The organism is Actinosynnema sp. NPDC002837, from assembly GCF_040295345.1.
Taxonomy (GTDB): domain Bacteria; phylum Actinomycetota; class Actinomycetes; order Mycobacteriales; family Pseudonocardiaceae; genus Actinosynnema.
This window is the reverse complement of record NZ_JBEOVG010000145.1, coordinates 1-15,033: the sequence shown is the minus strand read 5'-3', so window position 1 is coordinate 15,033 and position 15,033 is coordinate 1. Positions and strand designations below refer to the sequence as shown.

16 protein-coding genes, 1 pseudogene and 1 riboswitch are annotated in these 15,033 nt (G+C 72.0%); of the genes and pseudogenes, 10 read left to right on the top strand and 7 right to left on the bottom strand.

Annotated elements, in window-relative coordinates:
- From ABTZ99_RS43075 to ABTZ99_RS43065, 3 genes and pseudogenes are all read left to right on the top strand, one after another.
- Nucleotides 1-116, top strand: a pseudogene (locus ABTZ99_RS43075) (ArsR family transcriptional regulator); the annotation flags it as partial.
- Nucleotides 117-256: 140 nt separating this feature from the next.
- Nucleotides 257-1,240 (top strand): non-homologous end-joining DNA ligase, encoded by a 984-nt coding sequence (ligD, locus tag ABTZ99_RS43070; protein WP_499618886.1) that lies wholly within the window; start codon nucleotides 257-259, stop codon nucleotides 1,238-1,240.
- Nucleotides 1,241-1,298: 58 nt separating this feature from the next.
- Nucleotides 1,299-1,781 carry a DinB family protein gene (locus tag ABTZ99_RS43065; protein ID WP_498780921.1) on the top strand — a complete coding sequence of 161 codons (483 nt, stop codon included), beginning with the start codon at nucleotides 1,299-1,301 and terminating at the stop codon, nucleotides 1,779-1,781.
- A gap of 219 nt (nucleotides 1,782-2,000) precedes the next feature.
- Here the strand turns inward: ABTZ99_RS43065 and ABTZ99_RS43060 are convergent, their stop codons facing one another.
- Nucleotides 2,001-2,441 carry a hypothetical protein gene (locus ABTZ99_RS43060; protein ID WP_498780922.1) on the bottom strand — a complete coding sequence of 147 codons (441 nt, stop codon included), beginning with the start codon at nucleotides 2,439-2,441 and terminating at the stop codon, nucleotides 2,001-2,003.
- Between the two features lie 119 nt (nucleotides 2,442-2,560).
- Here ABTZ99_RS43060 and ABTZ99_RS43055 point away from each other — a divergent pair, with 119 nt between their 5' ends.
- Nucleotides 2,561-3,703, top strand: coding sequence for a VanZ family protein (locus ABTZ99_RS43055; RefSeq protein WP_499618884.1), 1,143 nt, complete (start codon nucleotides 2,561-2,563; stop codon nucleotides 3,701-3,703).
- A 72-nt stretch (nucleotides 3,704-3,775) separates the two neighbouring features.
- Here the strand turns inward: ABTZ99_RS43055 and ABTZ99_RS43050 are convergent, their stop codons facing one another.
- Nucleotides 3,776-4,435 (bottom strand): extensin family protein, encoded by a 660-nt coding sequence (locus ABTZ99_RS43050; RefSeq protein WP_141975207.1) that lies wholly within the window; start codon nucleotides 4,433-4,435, stop codon nucleotides 3,776-3,778.
- Nucleotides 4,432-5,283: a hypothetical protein gene (locus tag ABTZ99_RS43045; RefSeq protein ID WP_499618881.1), complete on the bottom strand. Its 852-nt coding sequence runs from the start codon at nucleotides 5,281-5,283 to the stop codon at nucleotides 4,432-4,434. The genes ABTZ99_RS43050 and ABTZ99_RS43045 overlap by 4 nt, the downstream gene beginning before the upstream one ends.
- A gap of 171 nt (nucleotides 5,284-5,454) precedes the next feature.
- Nucleotides 5,455-5,541, top strand: a riboswitch (ZMP/ZTP riboswitch).
- A gap of 28 nt (nucleotides 5,542-5,569) precedes the next feature.
- Between ABTZ99_RS43045 and glyA the strand changes: the two genes are divergently transcribed.
- Nucleotides 5,570-6,826 (top strand): serine hydroxymethyltransferase, encoded by a 1,257-nt coding sequence (gene glyA, locus ABTZ99_RS43040; protein ID WP_499618879.1) that lies wholly within the window; start codon nucleotides 5,570-5,572, stop codon nucleotides 6,824-6,826.
- Here the strand turns inward: glyA and ABTZ99_RS43035 are convergent.
- From ABTZ99_RS43035 to ABTZ99_RS43025, 3 genes are all read right to left on the bottom strand, one after another.
- On the bottom strand, nucleotides 6,802-7,608 hold the full coding sequence (locus ABTZ99_RS43035; RefSeq protein WP_498780927.1) for a Clp protease N-terminal domain-containing protein: 807 nt from the start codon (nucleotides 7,606-7,608) through the stop codon (nucleotides 6,802-6,804). The genes glyA and ABTZ99_RS43035 overlap by 25 nt on opposite strands.
- A 73-nt stretch (nucleotides 7,609-7,681) precedes the next feature.
- Nucleotides 7,682-8,605 (bottom strand): prolyl aminopeptidase, encoded by a 924-nt coding sequence (gene pip, locus ABTZ99_RS43030; protein ID WP_499618877.1) that lies wholly within the window; start codon nucleotides 8,603-8,605, stop codon nucleotides 7,682-7,684.
- A gap of 41 nt (nucleotides 8,606-8,646) precedes the next feature.
- Complete coding sequence (locus ABTZ99_RS43025; protein ID WP_499618875.1) at nucleotides 8,647-9,246, bottom strand: NADPH-dependent F420 reductase; 600 nt, start codon at nucleotides 9,244-9,246, stop codon at nucleotides 8,647-8,649.
- Between the two features lie 90 nt (nucleotides 9,247-9,336).
- On the opposite strand from ABTZ99_RS43025, the gene ABTZ99_RS43020 reads away from it, so the two are divergent.
- Together ABTZ99_RS43020 and ABTZ99_RS43015 are read left to right on the top strand one after the other, a co-directional pair.
- Nucleotides 9,337-9,654, top strand: coding sequence for a winged helix-turn-helix transcriptional regulator (locus ABTZ99_RS43020; RefSeq protein WP_498780931.1), 318 nt, complete (start codon nucleotides 9,337-9,339; stop codon nucleotides 9,652-9,654).
- Nucleotides 9,655-9,711: 57 nt separating this feature from the next.
- Nucleotides 9,712-11,112: a carotenoid oxygenase family protein gene (locus ABTZ99_RS43015; RefSeq protein WP_499618873.1), complete on the top strand. Its 1,401-nt coding sequence runs from the start codon at nucleotides 9,712-9,714 to the stop codon at nucleotides 11,110-11,112.
- Here the strand turns inward: ABTZ99_RS43015 and ABTZ99_RS43010 are convergent.
- Nucleotides 11,093-11,377 carry an isoamylase early set domain-containing protein gene (locus ABTZ99_RS43010; protein WP_498780934.1) on the bottom strand — a complete coding sequence of 95 codons (285 nt, stop codon included), beginning with the start codon at nucleotides 11,375-11,377 and terminating at the stop codon, nucleotides 11,093-11,095. The two genes, ABTZ99_RS43015 and ABTZ99_RS43010, sit on opposite strands and share 20 nt — an antisense overlap.
- Nucleotides 11,378-11,404: 27 nt before the next feature.
- Between ABTZ99_RS43010 and ABTZ99_RS43005 the strand changes: the two genes are divergently transcribed.
- The 3 genes from ABTZ99_RS43005 (at nucleotide 11,405) to ABTZ99_RS42995 (ending at nucleotide 14,947) form a co-directional block, all read left to right on the top strand.
- Nucleotides 11,405-12,154, top strand: a complete 750-nt coding sequence (locus tag ABTZ99_RS43005) for a DUF2695 domain-containing protein (RefSeq protein ID WP_499618871.1) — start codon at nucleotides 11,405-11,407, stop codon at nucleotides 12,152-12,154.
- A gap of 563 nt (nucleotides 12,155-12,717) precedes the next feature.
- Nucleotides 12,718-13,335 carry a TetR/AcrR family transcriptional regulator gene (locus tag ABTZ99_RS43000; RefSeq protein WP_498780937.1) on the top strand — a complete coding sequence of 206 codons (618 nt, stop codon included), beginning with the start codon at nucleotides 12,718-12,720 and terminating at the stop codon, nucleotides 13,333-13,335.
- A gap of 76 nt (nucleotides 13,336-13,411) precedes the next feature.
- A complete protein-coding gene (locus tag ABTZ99_RS42995; protein ID WP_499618868.1) occupies nucleotides 13,412-14,947 on the top strand; it encodes an MDR family MFS transporter in 1,536 nt (511 codons plus the stop codon).
- Nucleotides 14,948-15,033 lie beyond the last annotated feature (86 nt).

Here is a 15,033-nt window from a genome sequence, read left to right as displayed (position 1 = left end):
ACCACTCGGCCGGCTACCGCACCGTCGGCGTCCGCGAACGCATCGCCCGGCACCACGGCGTCTGGCGCGACACCGTCATGCTCGAACGCCGCGCCACCAGCACCCCGACCTGCTGACCCCGCGTGTCGAACGTTCAGGACCCCTGAACTCACCACTCAGGTCCGCCAGGCGGCCACGATCGTGTCCGCCGATGTGCGGCTCCGGGCCGGGCGGGTGACACTGGGCGCGACGTGATCCGTCTACAAGGGACGGTCGCATGCCGTTGCGCGCCGAGGCAGGTTTCCCCGAGCTGATCCGGCCCATGCTGGCCTCGCCGGGCCGACTCCCGCCGGGGCCCGGGTGGGCCTTCGAGTTCAAGTGGGACGGTGTCCGGGCGGTCACGTACGCGCGCGGTGGGCGGGTGCGGGCGATGACCCGGAACGACCTCGAAGTGTCCGGGACCTACCCGGAGGTACGCGCGCTGTCCGCCCTACTCGGTGATCACGACGCCGTGCTGGACGGTGAGATCGTCGCTCTCGGCGAGCGGAAGCAGCCGGACTTCGGGTGGCTCCAGACCCGGATGCACGTGGCCCGACCGGGTGGCGACCTGCTGGCCCGCGTGCCGGTCGTCTACTACGTGTTCGACCTCCTGCACCTGGACGGTCGGTCGCTGCTCGGCGCGCCTTACGCGGAACGGCGGCAGGAGTTGGTCGCGCTCGGCCTGGGCGGCGGGCCGGAGGTCCGGGTGCCGCCGTCGTTCGGCGAGGTGCACGGTGAGGACGTGCTCGCGGTGGCCGAGGACTACGGGCTCGAAGGCGTGGTCGCGAAACGGGTCACCTCGCGCTACGAGCCGGGGCGGCGCTCGGCGGCGTGGGTGAAGGTGCCGTTGGTGCGCACGCAGGAGGTGCTGATCGGCGGTTGGCGGCCAGGCGACGGTCGGCGTGCGGGCACGATCGGGTCACTGCTGCTCGGTGTGCGGTGTGACGACGGGGTGCACTACGTGGGCAAGGTGGGCACCGGGTTCACCCACTCGGCGTTGCTCGCCCTCGAGGAGCGGCTGCGGCCGTTGGAGCGCGCGGAGTCGCCGTTCGTCGACGCGGTGCCCGCCGATCACGCCCGCCGTGCGCACTGGGTGCGGCCGGAGCTGGTCGGCGAGGTCGAGTACCGGGCCTGGACCACCGACGGGCGGCTGCGGCACTCGTCGTGGCGCGGGTTGCGGCCGGACAAGGATCCCGACGACGTCCGGATGCCGACGCCGTGAATTGTCGGTGCTCCCTGTTAACGTCCGCGCCGATCCGATCAACAGGGGGGAAGGAACGGTGGAGGACGACGAGAAGTCGGCGCTGACGACGTTCTTGGACGCGCAGCGGGGAGCCGTGCTGGCGATCCTCGACGGTCTCGACGAGGAGGCGTTGACGACCGCGGTGCTGCCGTCCGGCTGGACGCCGCTCGCCCTGGTCGAACACCTCGGTTACGCCGAGCGGCACTGGTTCCAGGAGATCCTCCGGGGCCACGCCGACGCGTTACCGTGGTCGGACGACCCTCCGCCGTTCACCACGCCCCGGTCGTCGGCGGAGGTCTTCGCCTTCTACCGGGACCAGCGGGAGCGGTCGAACGCCATCCTCGCCACCACCCCGCTGGACACGCGCCCGGCCGTGCGGCATCCCGACCAGCTCGGCGACGAGACCACCGACCTGCGCCGGATCGTGCTGCACATGATCGAGGAGACCGCGCGCCACGCCGGCCACCTCGACGTGTGGCGGGAGCTGCTCGACGGCAAGACGGGCCTGGGACCGCGCTGACGCCGTACCCGACCACCCGCCGGGGAGGCGGGGTTGGTGCGGCGTTGCCGCCATCCGGGAGAGACGACCCGAGACGGGACCTGGTGGCGGGGGAGACGGGCGGGGGTCGAGTCGACACCGACGGGATCGCTCGCTGGGAAGGAGGATTGGAGTCGCACCGGCACCGTGCGAGACCTGTTGGCCGGCAAGGCGGGTGGGCGGCGCGCCGACGCCGAGCCGTCATCTCCGGGCGCGCCGGATCATCACCGTCGGCGCGATCGGGCCCAACAGGCGCAGCACGGTGGACAGCCGGGGTAGGTGGTCGGTTGGTTCTCGGACCCACCGCACCGGGCCGTCCGCGGTCACGCTGGGTGGCAGCGGCAGGTAGTGGCCGTTGTTCATCAGCCGCACGTGCGACGGCAGCACGGGTGTGCCGGCGTCGGCGGTGTCGACCAGGAACGCCCACAGGTCGGCCGACAGCGCCAGCGCGGGCAGCGCCGCTTCGACCTGCCCGCCGACGCGCGCGCTCACCAGCAGACCGCCGATGCCGCGCCCGGTGGGCAGGTGGACGTTGCCGTCCGCCAGCACCAGCGGCCAACGGCGGCCGATGGCCAGGCGTTCCACGGTCGCGTGCACCTGGTTGGCGTAACGGGTGGCGGCGCACGCCGCTGAGTCGTCCATGGATCCCCCATCCTCGGTGGTAGCCCTCGACAGGCGTTCGACGGCGGGGCCGATTCGGTTCGACCACTCGATCAGGTGACGGGCGGGCGGGTTCCGGAGGCGCGGCCTAGCGTGGCCGCGTGTCGGTGCGGATGAGCGAGTCGATCATCACGCTGGTGCTGTTCGCGCTGCTGGTGCCGGTGGCGGTGCTGCCGTGGGTGCACCGGCAGTACCGGCGCCACGGTCGGCTGCGCGGCTGGTCCGCGGTCGTGGCGGTGGCCAGTGCGCTGTACGGCTGCGCGCTGGTGGCGTTCACGCTGTTCCCGCTGCCGGACGTGACCGGCGAGTTCTGCACGAGCCGGTCGTTGCGCGCCTACTGGCAGCCCCGCCCGTTCGCGTCGCTGGACGACATCGCCGCCGCCGGCTACTCGCCGACCAGTCCCGCGTTCCTCCAGGTGGCGTTGAACGTGGCCCTGTTCGTGCCGCTGGGTTTCCTGCTGTGCTACCGGTTCCGGCGCGGCGTGGTGGCGGCGACCGCGATCGGGCTGCTGGTGTCGCTCGCGGTGGAGACGACGCAGGGCACGGCGGTGTTCGGCCTCTACCCGTGCCCGTACCGGGTCGCGGACGTGGACGACCTCATGACCAACACCGCGGGCGCGGTCGTCGGGTGGCTGCTCGCGCGGTGGGTCGGGCGGCGGCTGCCCGCGGCCGTGCCGGAGCCCGTGGCCGACACCGGGCCGCCGGGTCTGGTGCGGCGGGGGTTGGCGTTCGCGGGCGACCTGCTCACCTTGTCGCTGGCGCAGTTCGCGTGCCGGGCGGTGCTCGTGCTCGTCGGCGAGGGAACCGGAACGCCCGGGCTGACCAGGCTCGCGGTCTCGGACCGGTTCGGGGCCGCGCTCGGGGTGCTGGTGCCGGTGGTCGCCACGGTCGTCGTGCCGCTGCTGCGCGCCGACCGGGCCACGCCTGGCCAGGTCGCGTTCAACCTGGCCCTGGCCGACGCGCGCACGGGCGGCACGGCGCCGGCACGGGCGGTCGTGCTGCGGTTCGTGCTCTGGTGGCTGCCGGTCCTGCTGCTGATCTCCGCCGGGCACAGCGGGTTCGTGTTCTTCGCCGCCGTCGTGCTCGGCCTCGCCGCCCGCTCCCGCTCCGACCGCCGCAGCCTGCTGGGCCTGATCTCGACCACCACCACGATCACCACCGCCGCGCGCGCCGAACGCTCAGGTCGACCGCGTCCCTCGTCCAGGCCCCCCGAGTTCAACGCTCAGAACAAGCCGGAGCCCTGATTCCCGAGCCGCAGCGGAAAGGCCCGTGAGCCGGCACTCGGCTCACGGGCCCGTCCACTCGTCCACGCCGGATCAGAACGCCTGGTTCGCGAAGCCCTTCCGAGCCGCCGCGGACAGGAACGACTGCCACGCCGCGCTGCTGGTGTGCGGGTCACCGGTGGTCCCGAGCCGCGACTTCGCCGTGGTGAACGCGCTCTGCGTCTTCGGGCCCCAGATGCCGTCCACCACCAACCCGGAGCTCATGAAGTTGTTGCACAGCGCCTGCACGAACTTCGTGTCGCTCTCCGACCCCGTCACGCACCGCACCGGCAGGCCGCCGAAGTCGGAGTGGATGTGGTCTTCGTGGGCGGCGTTGTACCAACCGTCCAACGCGAACCGGAACCGACGACGGCACACCGCGTCCACCGCCAGGTAGCGGCGACGCGTGGCGAGCGTGCCGGAGGCGTGGTCGCGGTCCAGCGGCGACGACACCTGCCCGCCGCTCCACCGCACGTGGTCGAGGTCCATCGCGGTGCCCGAGCCGTGCTCGCCGGGCTTGTTCACGTAGAAGCCGGCCGACACCAGGTACGTGATGCTGCCGTACGCCGACGACAGCGACCGCAGGTCCCGGATCCACAGCACCAGCGAGTCGTAGAACGCCTGCGTGACCTGCCAGTTGCGCAACGTCGTGTTGCCGCGGCCGGACCGCCAGTAGTAGACGGGGGTGCCGTCGATCCGCTGGAACGTGATCATCGGGTCGCCTCCGCGGTGATCAGCCGGCCGCCGGTGAGCCAGCCGGAACGGGTGCCCGCGACACCCAGCGCCTTCGCGTCCTGCGGCACGGCCGGACGGGTCCGGTCCGCGTCGAGCACGCCGGTGAGCGGGGTGGCGTCGACCATCTCGTTGCCGACCCAGTGCACGCGGCCGTCCACCGCGGCGAGGCCGCGCACGGCGACACCGTCCAGGCGGGGCCGGGTCGTCCAGGTGACGCCGTCGCGCGAGGTGTGCAGGACCGTGCCGGAGACGTCGACGGCCGCCACGACCCAGCCGTCGGGCGTCGCGGTGACGGCGGTGGCCGACAGGTCGTCGGTCCACTCCAAGCCGCGCACGGGCACGGTGTTCCAGCCCGACGCGGTGCGGCGGGCGGCGATGCGGACCAGCGAAGCGCGCTCGTGCTTGAGCACCGAGCCGAACGCCAGGCCGCCGCCGACCGCGGTGAACTCCGAGCGCACGCCGTGCAGGCGGCGGGCCTCGCGCCACGTGATGCCGTCGGTGGACTCCCAGATCGTGGCGATCGGGTCGCCGCGCAGCGCGCCGACCGCGTGGAAGGTGGAGCCGTCACGGGAGACGTCGACCAGGTCCGCGCCGGCGAGGCCGGTGGTGATGCGCACCGAACCGCCTTCGTCGACGACGGCCCACTGGCCGTTCTCCTCGGTCACCATGAGAGGGGTGCCGTCGGACGCGAGGAACACGCCCGCGGCTTTTCGGGGGTTGTCGGCGGCGCTCGACGCGGGTGCCGCAGCAGCCGCGTGGGCCGTCAGCGTGCTGGTGAGGGCCGCGGTCGCGGCGGCTCCCAGCACGAATGTTCGCCGATCGAGCACGTCAGTCCTTTCGAGGCAGGGGGAAGTGCTGACGTGGCACAGGGCCGGTTGGAAGTTTTCCAACCCACAAAGTATGGGTGACCCGCCGTTGCGGCAATGGCCCGTTCCGCCCAAAACCGTTGCCGTCCGGGCCGGAACCCACCGGTCGGTCAGGGCCGCTGGGGTACGATTCGCGGTGTTCGCGACTGGCGTGCCGAGGGTGGGAACGACCACCGGGGAGCGTTGAGCCGAGATGCACCGCGCGCCTGGGTGCTGCGGCAGCGCCCCCGCGCGCGTGGAGGTCGTCATGCACGAACCCGCGATCCCGTCGTTGACCGGAGCGGACCCCGAGGTCGCGCGCCTGGTCCAGGCCGAGGCACGCCGCCAGTTCGAGAAGGTCCGCCTGATCGCCTCGGAGAACTACGTCTCGACCGCCGTCCTCGAAGCCACCGGCTCCGTGCTGACCAACAAGTACTCCGAGGGCTACGCGGGCCGCCGCTACTACGAGGGCCAGCAGGTGATCGACCCGGTCGAGGAGCTGGCCGTCGGGCGGGCCAAGGCGCTGTTCGGCGTCGACCACGCCAACGTCCAGCCCTACTCCGGCTCACCGGCCAACCTCGCCGTCTACCTGGCGTTCCTCGACCCCGGCGACACCGTCATGGGCATGGCCCTGCCCGCGGGAGGGCACCTCACCCACGGCTGGAGCGTCTCCGCCACCGGCAAGTGGTTCCGCAGCGTCCAGTACGGCGTCACCAAGGAGACCGGCGTGGTCGACTTGGACCAGGTCCGCGACCTGGCCCGCGCCGAACGCCCCAAGGTGATCTTCTGCGGCGGCACGGCCATCCCGCGCACCATCGACTTCCCCGCGTTCGCCGAGATCGCCAACGAGGTCGGCGCCGTCCTCGCGGCCGACATCGCGCACATCGCGGGCCTGGTCGCGGGCGGCGCGCACCCGTCACCGGTCGGGCACGCCCAGGTGATCACCACGACCACCCACAAGACGTTGCGCGGACCGCGCGGCGCGATGATCCTCACCGACGCCGAGCACGCGAAGGCGATCGACAAGGCGGTGTTCCCGGGCCTGCAGGGCGGCCCGCACAACCACACCACGGCGGCCATCGCGGTCGCGCTCGGCGAGGCTTCGGAGCCGTCGTTCGGCCTCTACGCGCACGCCGTCGTGCAGAACGCGCGCGCACTGGCCGCCGCGCTGCTCGACCGCGGCTTCGACCTGGTCTCCGGCGGCACCGACAACCACCTGATCCTGGTCGACCTGACCAGGAAGGGCATCGGTGGCAAGCCCGCCGCCAAGGCCCTGGACCGGGCGGGCATCGAGGCCAACTACAACACCGTCCCGTTCGACCCGCGCAAGCCGTTCGACCCGTCCGGCGTCCGCCTCGGCACGGCCGCCATCACCACCCGCGGCCTCACCGAGGACCACATGCCGCAGGTCGCGGAGTGGATCGACCAGGCCGTCCGGGCGGCGGACGACGCGCAGGTGCTCGACCGCATCGCCGCCGAGGTCGCCGACCTGATGGCGGGCTACCCGATGCCCGGCTGGGCGTAGCGGACCACGTCGGCCAACCGCGCCACGTCCGCCCGGAACGTCTCGTGCCGGACGGTGACGTGGTCGGCGACCTGACCGGTTCCCGGCAGCTGGTCGACGGGCAGCACCGCCCCGTCGACCAGCACCGGGATCACCGGCACCGCGCGTTCCGCCGCACGTGCCACCTCGGCGCGCATCAGGTCGGTCGGCGTCCAGCCCGGCCCGACGACGGCGAGCAGCACGTCGCACTCGCCGACGTCGCCCACCACCGACCGGCCGAAGTCGTCCAGCCGGTCCGCGATGCGCCCGGCGAGGTGCACGTCGTCCGGCCGGCGGTAGCTGAGGAACAACCGCGCCACCGGGGACAGGTCGATCCCGGCCAGCGCGGCGAACGCCCGGTCCCGCACCTCGCCGGGGTCGACGCCGCACCGGGCCAGCACGTCGAGCGCCACGCCCTCGTCCTCCGCGAGCACCCCCAGCAGCAGGTGCTCGGTGCCGACGTGCCGGTGCCCCAACGCCAGCGACTCCCGCACGGCGGAGGCCAACGCCCGCTTCGCGCCGGGCGTGAACGGCAGGCGACCGGGCACGGGCACGACACCCGGCCGGGACACCTCCAGCACCCGCGCCCGGCACCCGGCCGGCGACACCCCCACCGACGCCAGCACCGACGCCGCCGCGCCGCCCTCGCCGACCAACCCGAGCAACAGGTGCTCGGTGCCGATGGCGGTGTGGGCGAACCTCCGCGCCTCCTGGAGGGCGATCACGGAGACCCGGCGCGCGCTCTCGGTGAACCGTTCCAACATCAATTCCTTCGCCACCGGTCGACCAGCCCCGGGATCAGGCTGTCCTCAGTCCATCGCACCGAGTTTCCGGGTGTTACCGGAATTTGTCAGTAGCCGCGCGCCTGCCCTCCGTCATCGCATCGCTCCCGCCGTGCGCGGTGTGGGGGACGAGGACCAGCTCCGCGTCCGGCCACGCGTGCGCGAGGTCGAACGGCGTGCCGATCAGATTCCCCAGGTCGAGCGTTCCTTGAACGATCACGCCCGGGATGCCCGCGAGCTTCCACGCCTCCTCCAGCACGATCCCCTCGCGCAGCCACGACCCGTGCGCCCAGTAGTGCGTGACGAGCCGGGCGAACGCCAGGCCGTGCTCCGGGTTCTCGAACCGCAGCCCGCCGGTGGACAACGGCTGCAAGGCGTCCTCCCACGCGCACCACTCCAGCGCCGCCCGGCGGTGCACGGCCGGGTCCGGGTCCAGGAGCAGCTCCAGGTACCCGGCCGCCGGGTCGCCGGACGGCGCCAGCTCGCGGAACCGGGCGTGGGCCTGCGGGAACATCGGCGCCAAGCCCGTGGTCAGCAAATCGGTCTCCGCCCGGCGCCCGGTGGCCACGCCCGCGTGCACCATCTCCGACACCCGGTGCGGGAACCGTTCCGCGTACACGAGGCCCAGCACCGAGCCCCACGACGCGGCGAACACCAGCCACCGGTCCACGCCCAGGTGCTCGCGCAGCTTCTCCAGGTCGCCGATCAGGTGGTCGGTGGTGTTGGTGGACAGGTCCACGACCGGGTGGCCGGCGTGCGGCGTGCTGCGCCCGCAGCTGCGCTGGTCGAACAGCACCACCCGGTACGCCGCCGGGTCGAAGTACTGCCGGGCACGGGGCGTGCAGCCCGAGCCCGGCCCGCCGTGCAGCACCACCGCCGGTTTCCCGTCCGGGTTGCCGCACACCTCCCAGTACACGTGGTGCCCGTCGCCGACGTCGAGCATGCCGTGGTCGTACGGCTCGATCTCGGGGTACAGCACGGTTCCTCCCTCGGGATACAACAGTGCTGTTATATTAGTGCTTACGGAATTGGCGGGAACATCGACCGCACGTCCGCGCCACCGACCCAGAGCCCGATCGCGAACGCCGTCGTCGCCTCCAGCAACTCGGCCCGCTCCAGCGGCCCGCCGTCCACCGGCACGCACCCGATCGACCGCACCAGTGCCCGCACGACGTCCAGCGCGTCGGCCGAGTCGCCGCACAGCGGCACCCCGAGCGGCCGTCCTTCGAACGTCAACGACGGCTGCCGCCACACGTCCACGTGGCAGAGGTTGAACGCCTTCACCACGTGCGCCCCCGAGACGGCCGCGAGCCGTGCGGCGGCACGCGGCTCGTCCAGCACGAACCGGCCCGGCACCACCGAGTTGGTGCAGTCGATCACCACCCGGCTCGGCGCGCGCCCGAGCACCTCGGCCGCCACCGCCGCCGGCACGGCGAGCAGCACCGCGTCCCCGAACGCCACCGCGTCCGCGGGTGACCCGGCGACGGCGCCGATCCTGGCCGCCAACTCCTTCGAGCGCTCCGGCGAACGCCCGCCGATCACCACCTCGTGCCCCGCCGCGACCCAACGGCCGCCCAGCGCGTCTGCCATCCCGCCCGACCCCAGCACACCGATCCGCACGCTCTCTCCCTAGGTCCAAGTGATTGGCTTGAGCCGACGCTAAAGAGCCCGACGGGCACCAAATGGTGTCCACGACCCAGGGGGCCGCTCGTGGACTTCCTCGCCGACTGCCGCGCCAGGCAGGCGTTCGACCTGCTGGCCAACACCTGGAACCCCGTGGTGCTGCACGCGTTGCGGCACGGCCCGCGCCGGCCCGCCGAGCTGCGGCGCGCGATCGGCGGCATCCGGCCGAAGGTGCTCACCGAGACCGTGCGGCGGTTGGCGGGCGCCGGGCTGGTGGTCCGGACGGCGTCGCGCGACCGGGTCGAATACGGGCTCACCGACCTCGGGCGCAGCCTGCTCGAGCCGATCGACGCGCTCGGCCGGTGGGCGCACGAGCGGGGTGACGAGGTCCGGCTTGACGACTGAAGCAAAACAGTGTTTTATAACGTTGTTGTGTAACGCTGTTCTGCGAAGGAGGTCGTGATGGGTCCACGGGCCGGGTTCGAGAGCCTCGACCGGGAAGTCGTCGTCGACCTGGAGGTGCGCGGCGAACTGCCGCCCTGGTTGGCGGGCACGTTGGTGCGCAACGGACCCGCCAAGTTCGAGACCGACAAGGGCTCGTTCCGGCACTGGTTCGACGGCCTGGCGATGCTGCACCGCTTCGGGTTCGCCGACGGGGCCGTCACCTACCGCAACCGGTACCTGGAGACGCCCAGCTTCCGCTCCGCGCGCGACGACGGCCACATCGCGTTCGGCGAGTTCGCCACCGACCCGTGCCGCTCGATCTTCAACCGCTTCTTCACCCACCCCGGGCTGCGCCGCACGTCGAACGCCAACGTGAACGTGACCTCCGACGGCGACCGGGACTTCGCGCTCACCGAGACGCCCATCGCGGTGGAGTTCGACCGCGAGACGCTGGCGACCGTCGGCCTCGCCGATGACGACGACGCGATCTCCGGCCACGTCACCACCGCGCACCCGCACCGGGCGCCGCTCACCGGCGACCTGGTCAACTACGTGCTGAAGTTCGGCCGGCGCAGCGTCTACCAGGTCTACCGGCAGCGCGGCCAGGCCCGGGAGCTGATCGCCTCCCTCCCCACCGACCGCCCGGGCTACCTGCACAGCTTCGCCGTCACCGAGCGGCACGTCGTGCTGGCCGTGTTCCCGTTCGTGGTCAACCCGCTGTCGCTGCTGCTGCGCGCCAGGCCGTTCATCGAGAACTACCGGTGGCGGCCGGAACTGGGCACCCGGTTCGTGGTGCTCGACCAGCGGGACGGTTCGGTGGTCGCCGACGAGCGCACCGACGCGTTCTTCGCGTTCCACCACATCAACGCCTACGACGAGGACGGCCGGGTCGTCGTGGACGTCGCCGCGTACCCGGATGCCACCGTGGTCGACGCGCTGTACTTGGACAACGTGCGCGGTGAGGGGGAGTTGCCGCTGTCGTTCCCGACGCGGTACGAGGTCGACCTGTCCGGCGGCGGCATCCGGTCGCGGCGGCTCGCGTCGGACTCGCTGGAGCTGCCGCGCATCGCGTACGGATCGCACAACGGCCGCGACTACCGGTACGCCTACGGCGTCGGCTCCCGCGACAACGGCACGCGCGACTTCCTCAACCAGCTGGTCAAGGTGGACGTCCTCAGTGGACGGACGAGCCGCTGGCACGAGCCCGGCCGCTACCCGGGCGAGCCGGTGTTCGTGCCCGCGCCCGGCGCCCGTGCCGAGGACGACGGTGTGGTGCTGTCAGTGGTGCTCGACGGCTCGGCCGGGCGGTCCGGTCTGCTGGTGCTCGACGCGGCCACGTTCACGGAGGTCGCGCGGGCCGACGTGCCGCACGCCATCCCGTTCGGCTTCCACGGTCAGTTCACGTCGCGTCGACCGTGAGCACGCAGCCGTCGGGGTCGACGTGGGGCACGTCGGGCTCGTCGAACCAGAGGCCGCCGTCGCCGAGGTAGCGGAACCGGTGCGTGCCGGGGGAGAGGATCACGGTCACCGTGCGCGTGCCGTCGCGGCGGGGCACCAGCTCGTGCACGCCGGGGGTCCAGTCGTTGAACGTGCCGACCACGCTCACCGGCCCGCGCGGCTGGTCGAGGGGCAGTGAGAAGGTCACGCGGCGCTTCGGGCCGAACAGGCGAGTGCTGCGGAGCATCGTTCTCCCTCGCGAGTCGATCTTGCCATGCCTTCGGGGCCACCAGCGTCGCCGTGCCGTGGCAGCGTTTCAAGCCGGCGCGCCTGTTCGAAGTGGACGGTCACCCATCGGTGTGATGCTCCTGGGTCCCTCGCCGCGCCTCCGCCGCTGAACTGCGCATTGTGGAGCGTGCCCGACCACTGTGCTCTCCCGCCCTTTGGTGGACGCCACCCGGGAAACCGTTGCGACTCTTGTGGCGACAGCCGCTCCAACCAGGCACAATGGACCGACAGGAGTCGCCACCGCACCGGCATCGGAGATCACTCCAACGGGCGAATGAAGTGTCAATGGGCAACTTTTCGAGCGCGAGCCGCGTTGCCGGGAAAGAAGGAGGCGGCACGGCGCGGCGGACCCCGTGTGCACGGCGGACGCACGGGCTTGAGGAGGTTGAGGTCGAGGCGGGGCAAGGATGAGGCGGTAGGAAGGCGGCCGGTCGGTGGACGAGGCCCAGCATCGAAGGGCTGCGACCACACCCTCCGCCACGCCCGGTCGTGGGTCGACGGCCGGCGCCACGACAGCCACGAGCGCCACGGGCGGGAGAGTCAGGGGCGCGAGCGGCAGGGCGGGGATGGCCAGGATCGCAAGCGGCAGGGGCAGGAGGGCAGGGGCGTCGAGCGCCAGGGCCTCGAATGGGGTCGGCTCGAATGGGGTTTGGTGGCCGAAGGGTTGGCTGAACTCGGCGGGTACTGCGATTGCGAGGTCGTCATGAACTGCGACCCGGAGGAAGTGTTCGGGTAGGCCGATCGATCCGCCACGGCGACCCGCGGCCGCCCGCGATCCGAGACGGGTCGCGATTCGCGGCTGGCTGGGCACGCGTGGAGATGGCGGTGCGGTCGCGGGCGTGGCGGTGCGGGTGGGGTGCGAAGGGCGTTTCGGGGCACGACACGGGCGCTGGAGTGCGGGTGCTGCGGTGGCTGGCGGCGTTCGCGTTGGGGGATCGCGTGAGGGACGAGGCGGCGGCTGGGCCGTGCGGTGAAGGTTGCCTCGTGAGGGAAAGGGGGAGTGTTCACTCCTTCCCACTTCAACTTATAGCGCACAGGGGGGATTGCGGCAAGACCCGGGGGTTGCCGCAGAATCGCTCGCCATAGCCAACAAGCTGCGGTGATGGGGGAGCGGTATGGGAGCGGCAGGGGTGGGTCGGCGGCAGGGGTGGATTCCGGAGGGCCAGGGTCCGAGTGGCGGGGGCGAGTGGCGGTCGGGGGTCGTGTCGACGGTGGGGGCGGGGTGGGGAGAGCGGGATCACAAATGGTGCACGGTCTGCAAAGTTGCAGTGAGTGCAGGTTTTTACTTAGCCTGATCGAGTGACCACGCAGGCGGCCGAAGGGCTTCGCGACCGCAAGAAGCGGCAGACCCGCAGGGCGTTGGGGCAGGCGGCCGTCCGCCTGGTCGCCGAGCACGGCCTCGACCACGTGACCGTCGAGGACATCAGCGCCGCCGCCGACGTCTCGCCGCGCACGTTCTTCAACTACTTCGCCGGCAAGGAAGACGCCGTCCTCGGCCCCGACCCGGAGGCCGGTCCACGCGTGCGAGCCCGCGTGCTCGCCCAACCGGCGGACCTGTCCGCGGCCGCGGCGGTGCGCGAGGCACTCCTGGCCGAAGTCGCGGCGGAGTTGGCGGACGACCGCGAGCTGTGGCTGCAACGGATGCGGGTGGTCCAGCAGCACCCCGTGCTGCTGGCCAGGCTGTTCTTCGGCGGCGAAGCCCTGGAGCGCGACCTGGTCGCCGGCATCGCCGAACGGGTCGGCCTGCCCGCCGACGACACCTACCCGCTGCTGCTCGGCGCGGCGGCGGGTGCGGCGTTCCGGGTGGCGGTGGCCCGCTGGTCGAGCACCGCCGCCCCGCTGCACGACCTGCTCGCCGAAGCGCTCGACCTGATCGCCGCGGGTCTCGCCGACCCGCCCCGCCACCACCGCGGCTGAACCACAGCCGAACCGCGGTCGCGCAAGCGCCGCGTCCGAACACCGCGTCACAGTCGCAGACAAACTGGGGGATCCGATGTCCACCGAAACCGGCACGACTTCGCGCCGGGACGTCGTGCAAGCGATGTCCGGCCTCATGCTGGGCATGTTCATGGCCATCCTCGCGTCGACCATCGTGTCGAACGCGTTGCCGCGCATCATCGCGGACCTGCACGGTTCGCAGTCCGTCTACACCTGGGTCGTCACGACCGAACTGCTGGCCATGACGGCGACCGTGCCGCTGTGGGGCAAGCTCGCCGACCTCTACAGCCGCAAGCTGCTGATCCAGCTCTCGCTCGGCCTGTTCGTGGTCGGCTCGCTCATCGCGGGCTTCTCCCCGAACGTCGAGGTGCTCATCGCGAGCCGCGTCGTGCAGGGCCTCGGCGCGGGCGGCATGACGGCGTTGGCCACGATCGTGATGGCGGCGATGATCCCGCCGCGCGAGATGGGCCGCTACGCCGGCATCTTCGGCGCCGTGTTCGGCGTCGGCACGGTCGCCGGCCCGCTCATCGGCGGCGTCATGGTGGACACCTCGTGGCTGGGCTGGCGCTGGTGCTTCTTCATCGGCGTGCCGTTCACCCTCGCCTCGATCTTCCTGCTCCAGCGCACGCTGCACCTGCCGGTCGTGCGCAAGGAGGTCATGATCGACTACCTGGGCGCGGTGCTGATCGTCGGCGGCGTCTCCACGCTGCTGGTGTGGTCGACGCTGGCGGGCCACCAGTTCGAGTGGGCCTCGGCGTGGACCGCGCTGCTCGTGGCGGTCGGCGTGGTGCTGCTGGCCCTGGCCGTGTGGGTCGAGTCGCGGGCGGCGGACCCGATCGTGCCGTTGACGATCTTCGCCAACCGGACGGTGGCGCTGACCACGTTGGCCAGCGCGCTGGTCGGTGTGGCGATGTTCGGCGGCACGGTGTTCCTGTCGCAGTACTTCCAGATCGGCATGGGCAAGACGCCCACCCAGGCCGGCCTGATGAGCCTGCCGATGATCTTCGGCCTGCTGGTGTCGTCGACCGTCGCCGGTCAGCTGATCACCAAGTGGGGCAAGTGGAAGGCGTTCCTGGTCGCCGGTGGCGTGATCATGGTCGGCGGCATGCTGCTGCTGGCCACGATCGACGCGAACACCAGCGTGTTCATGGTCAGCGTGCACATGGCCGTGCTGGGGATCGGCGTCGGCATGCTCATGCAGAACCTGGTGCTGGCCGCGCAGAACGACGTGCCCGCCCGCGACCTCGGCAGCACGACCTCGACCCTCACGTTCTTCCGCAGCCTGGGCGGCGCGATCGGCGTGAGCGCGTTGGGCGCGGTGCTGGCGAACCGGGTGACCGCGCTGAGCGAGGAGAAGTTCGGCCCCGCGCCCACCGGCGGCGAGGCGACGGTGCCCGACCTGGCGCTGCTGCCGGAGCCGGTGCGGGTGATCGTGCGCGAGATCTACGCCACGGCCACCGCCGAGCTGTTCCTGATCGGCGCGCCGATCGCGGTGCTGGCGCTGGTGGCGGTGCTGTTCATCAAGGAGAAGCCGCTCAAGACGCTCAGCGGTGACGAGCGGTTGGCGGCGGAGATGGCCGCCGGGCACTGACCCCGCCACCAGGCGCTGACCGCCGCAGGGCGTCGGCGACCAGCGCGGAACAAGACACGGTGTCGCACTTGTCCGGTCGGGATCCG

Bases quoted from the DNA above. Each gene is read 5' to 3' on its own strand.
- ligD (WP_499618886.1), top strand. From the start codon at position 257: ATGCCGTTGCGCGCCGAGGCAGGTTTCCCCGAGCTGATCCGGCCCATG.
- ABTZ99_RS43060 (WP_498780922.1), bottom strand. From the start codon at position 2,441: ATGGACGACTCAGCGGCGTGCGCCGCCACCCGTTACGCCAACCAGGTG.
- ABTZ99_RS43050 (WP_141975207.1), bottom strand. From the start codon at position 4,435: ATGATCACGTTCCAGCGGATCGACGGCACCCCCGTCTACTACTGGCGG.
- glyA (WP_499618879.1), top strand. From the start codon at position 5,570: ATGCACGAACCCGCGATCCCGTCGTTGACCGGAGCGGACCCCGAGGTC.
- ABTZ99_RS43035 (WP_498780927.1), bottom strand. From the start codon at position 7,608: ATGTTGGAACGGTTCACCGAGAGCGCGCGCCGGGTCTCCGTGATCGCC.
- ABTZ99_RS43015 (WP_499618873.1), top strand. From the start codon at position 9,712: ATGGGTCCACGGGCCGGGTTCGAGAGCCTCGACCGGGAAGTCGTCGTC.
- ABTZ99_RS43010 (WP_498780934.1), bottom strand. From the start codon at position 11,377: ATGCTCCGCAGCACTCGCCTGTTCGGCCCGAAGCGCCGCGTGACCTTC.
- ABTZ99_RS43005 (WP_499618871.1), top strand. From the start codon at position 11,405: ATGCCTTCGGGGCCACCAGCGTCGCCGTGCCGTGGCAGCGTTTCAAGC.
- ABTZ99_RS42995 (WP_499618868.1), top strand. From the start codon at position 13,412: ATGTCCACCGAAACCGGCACGACTTCGCGCCGGGACGTCGTGCAAGCG.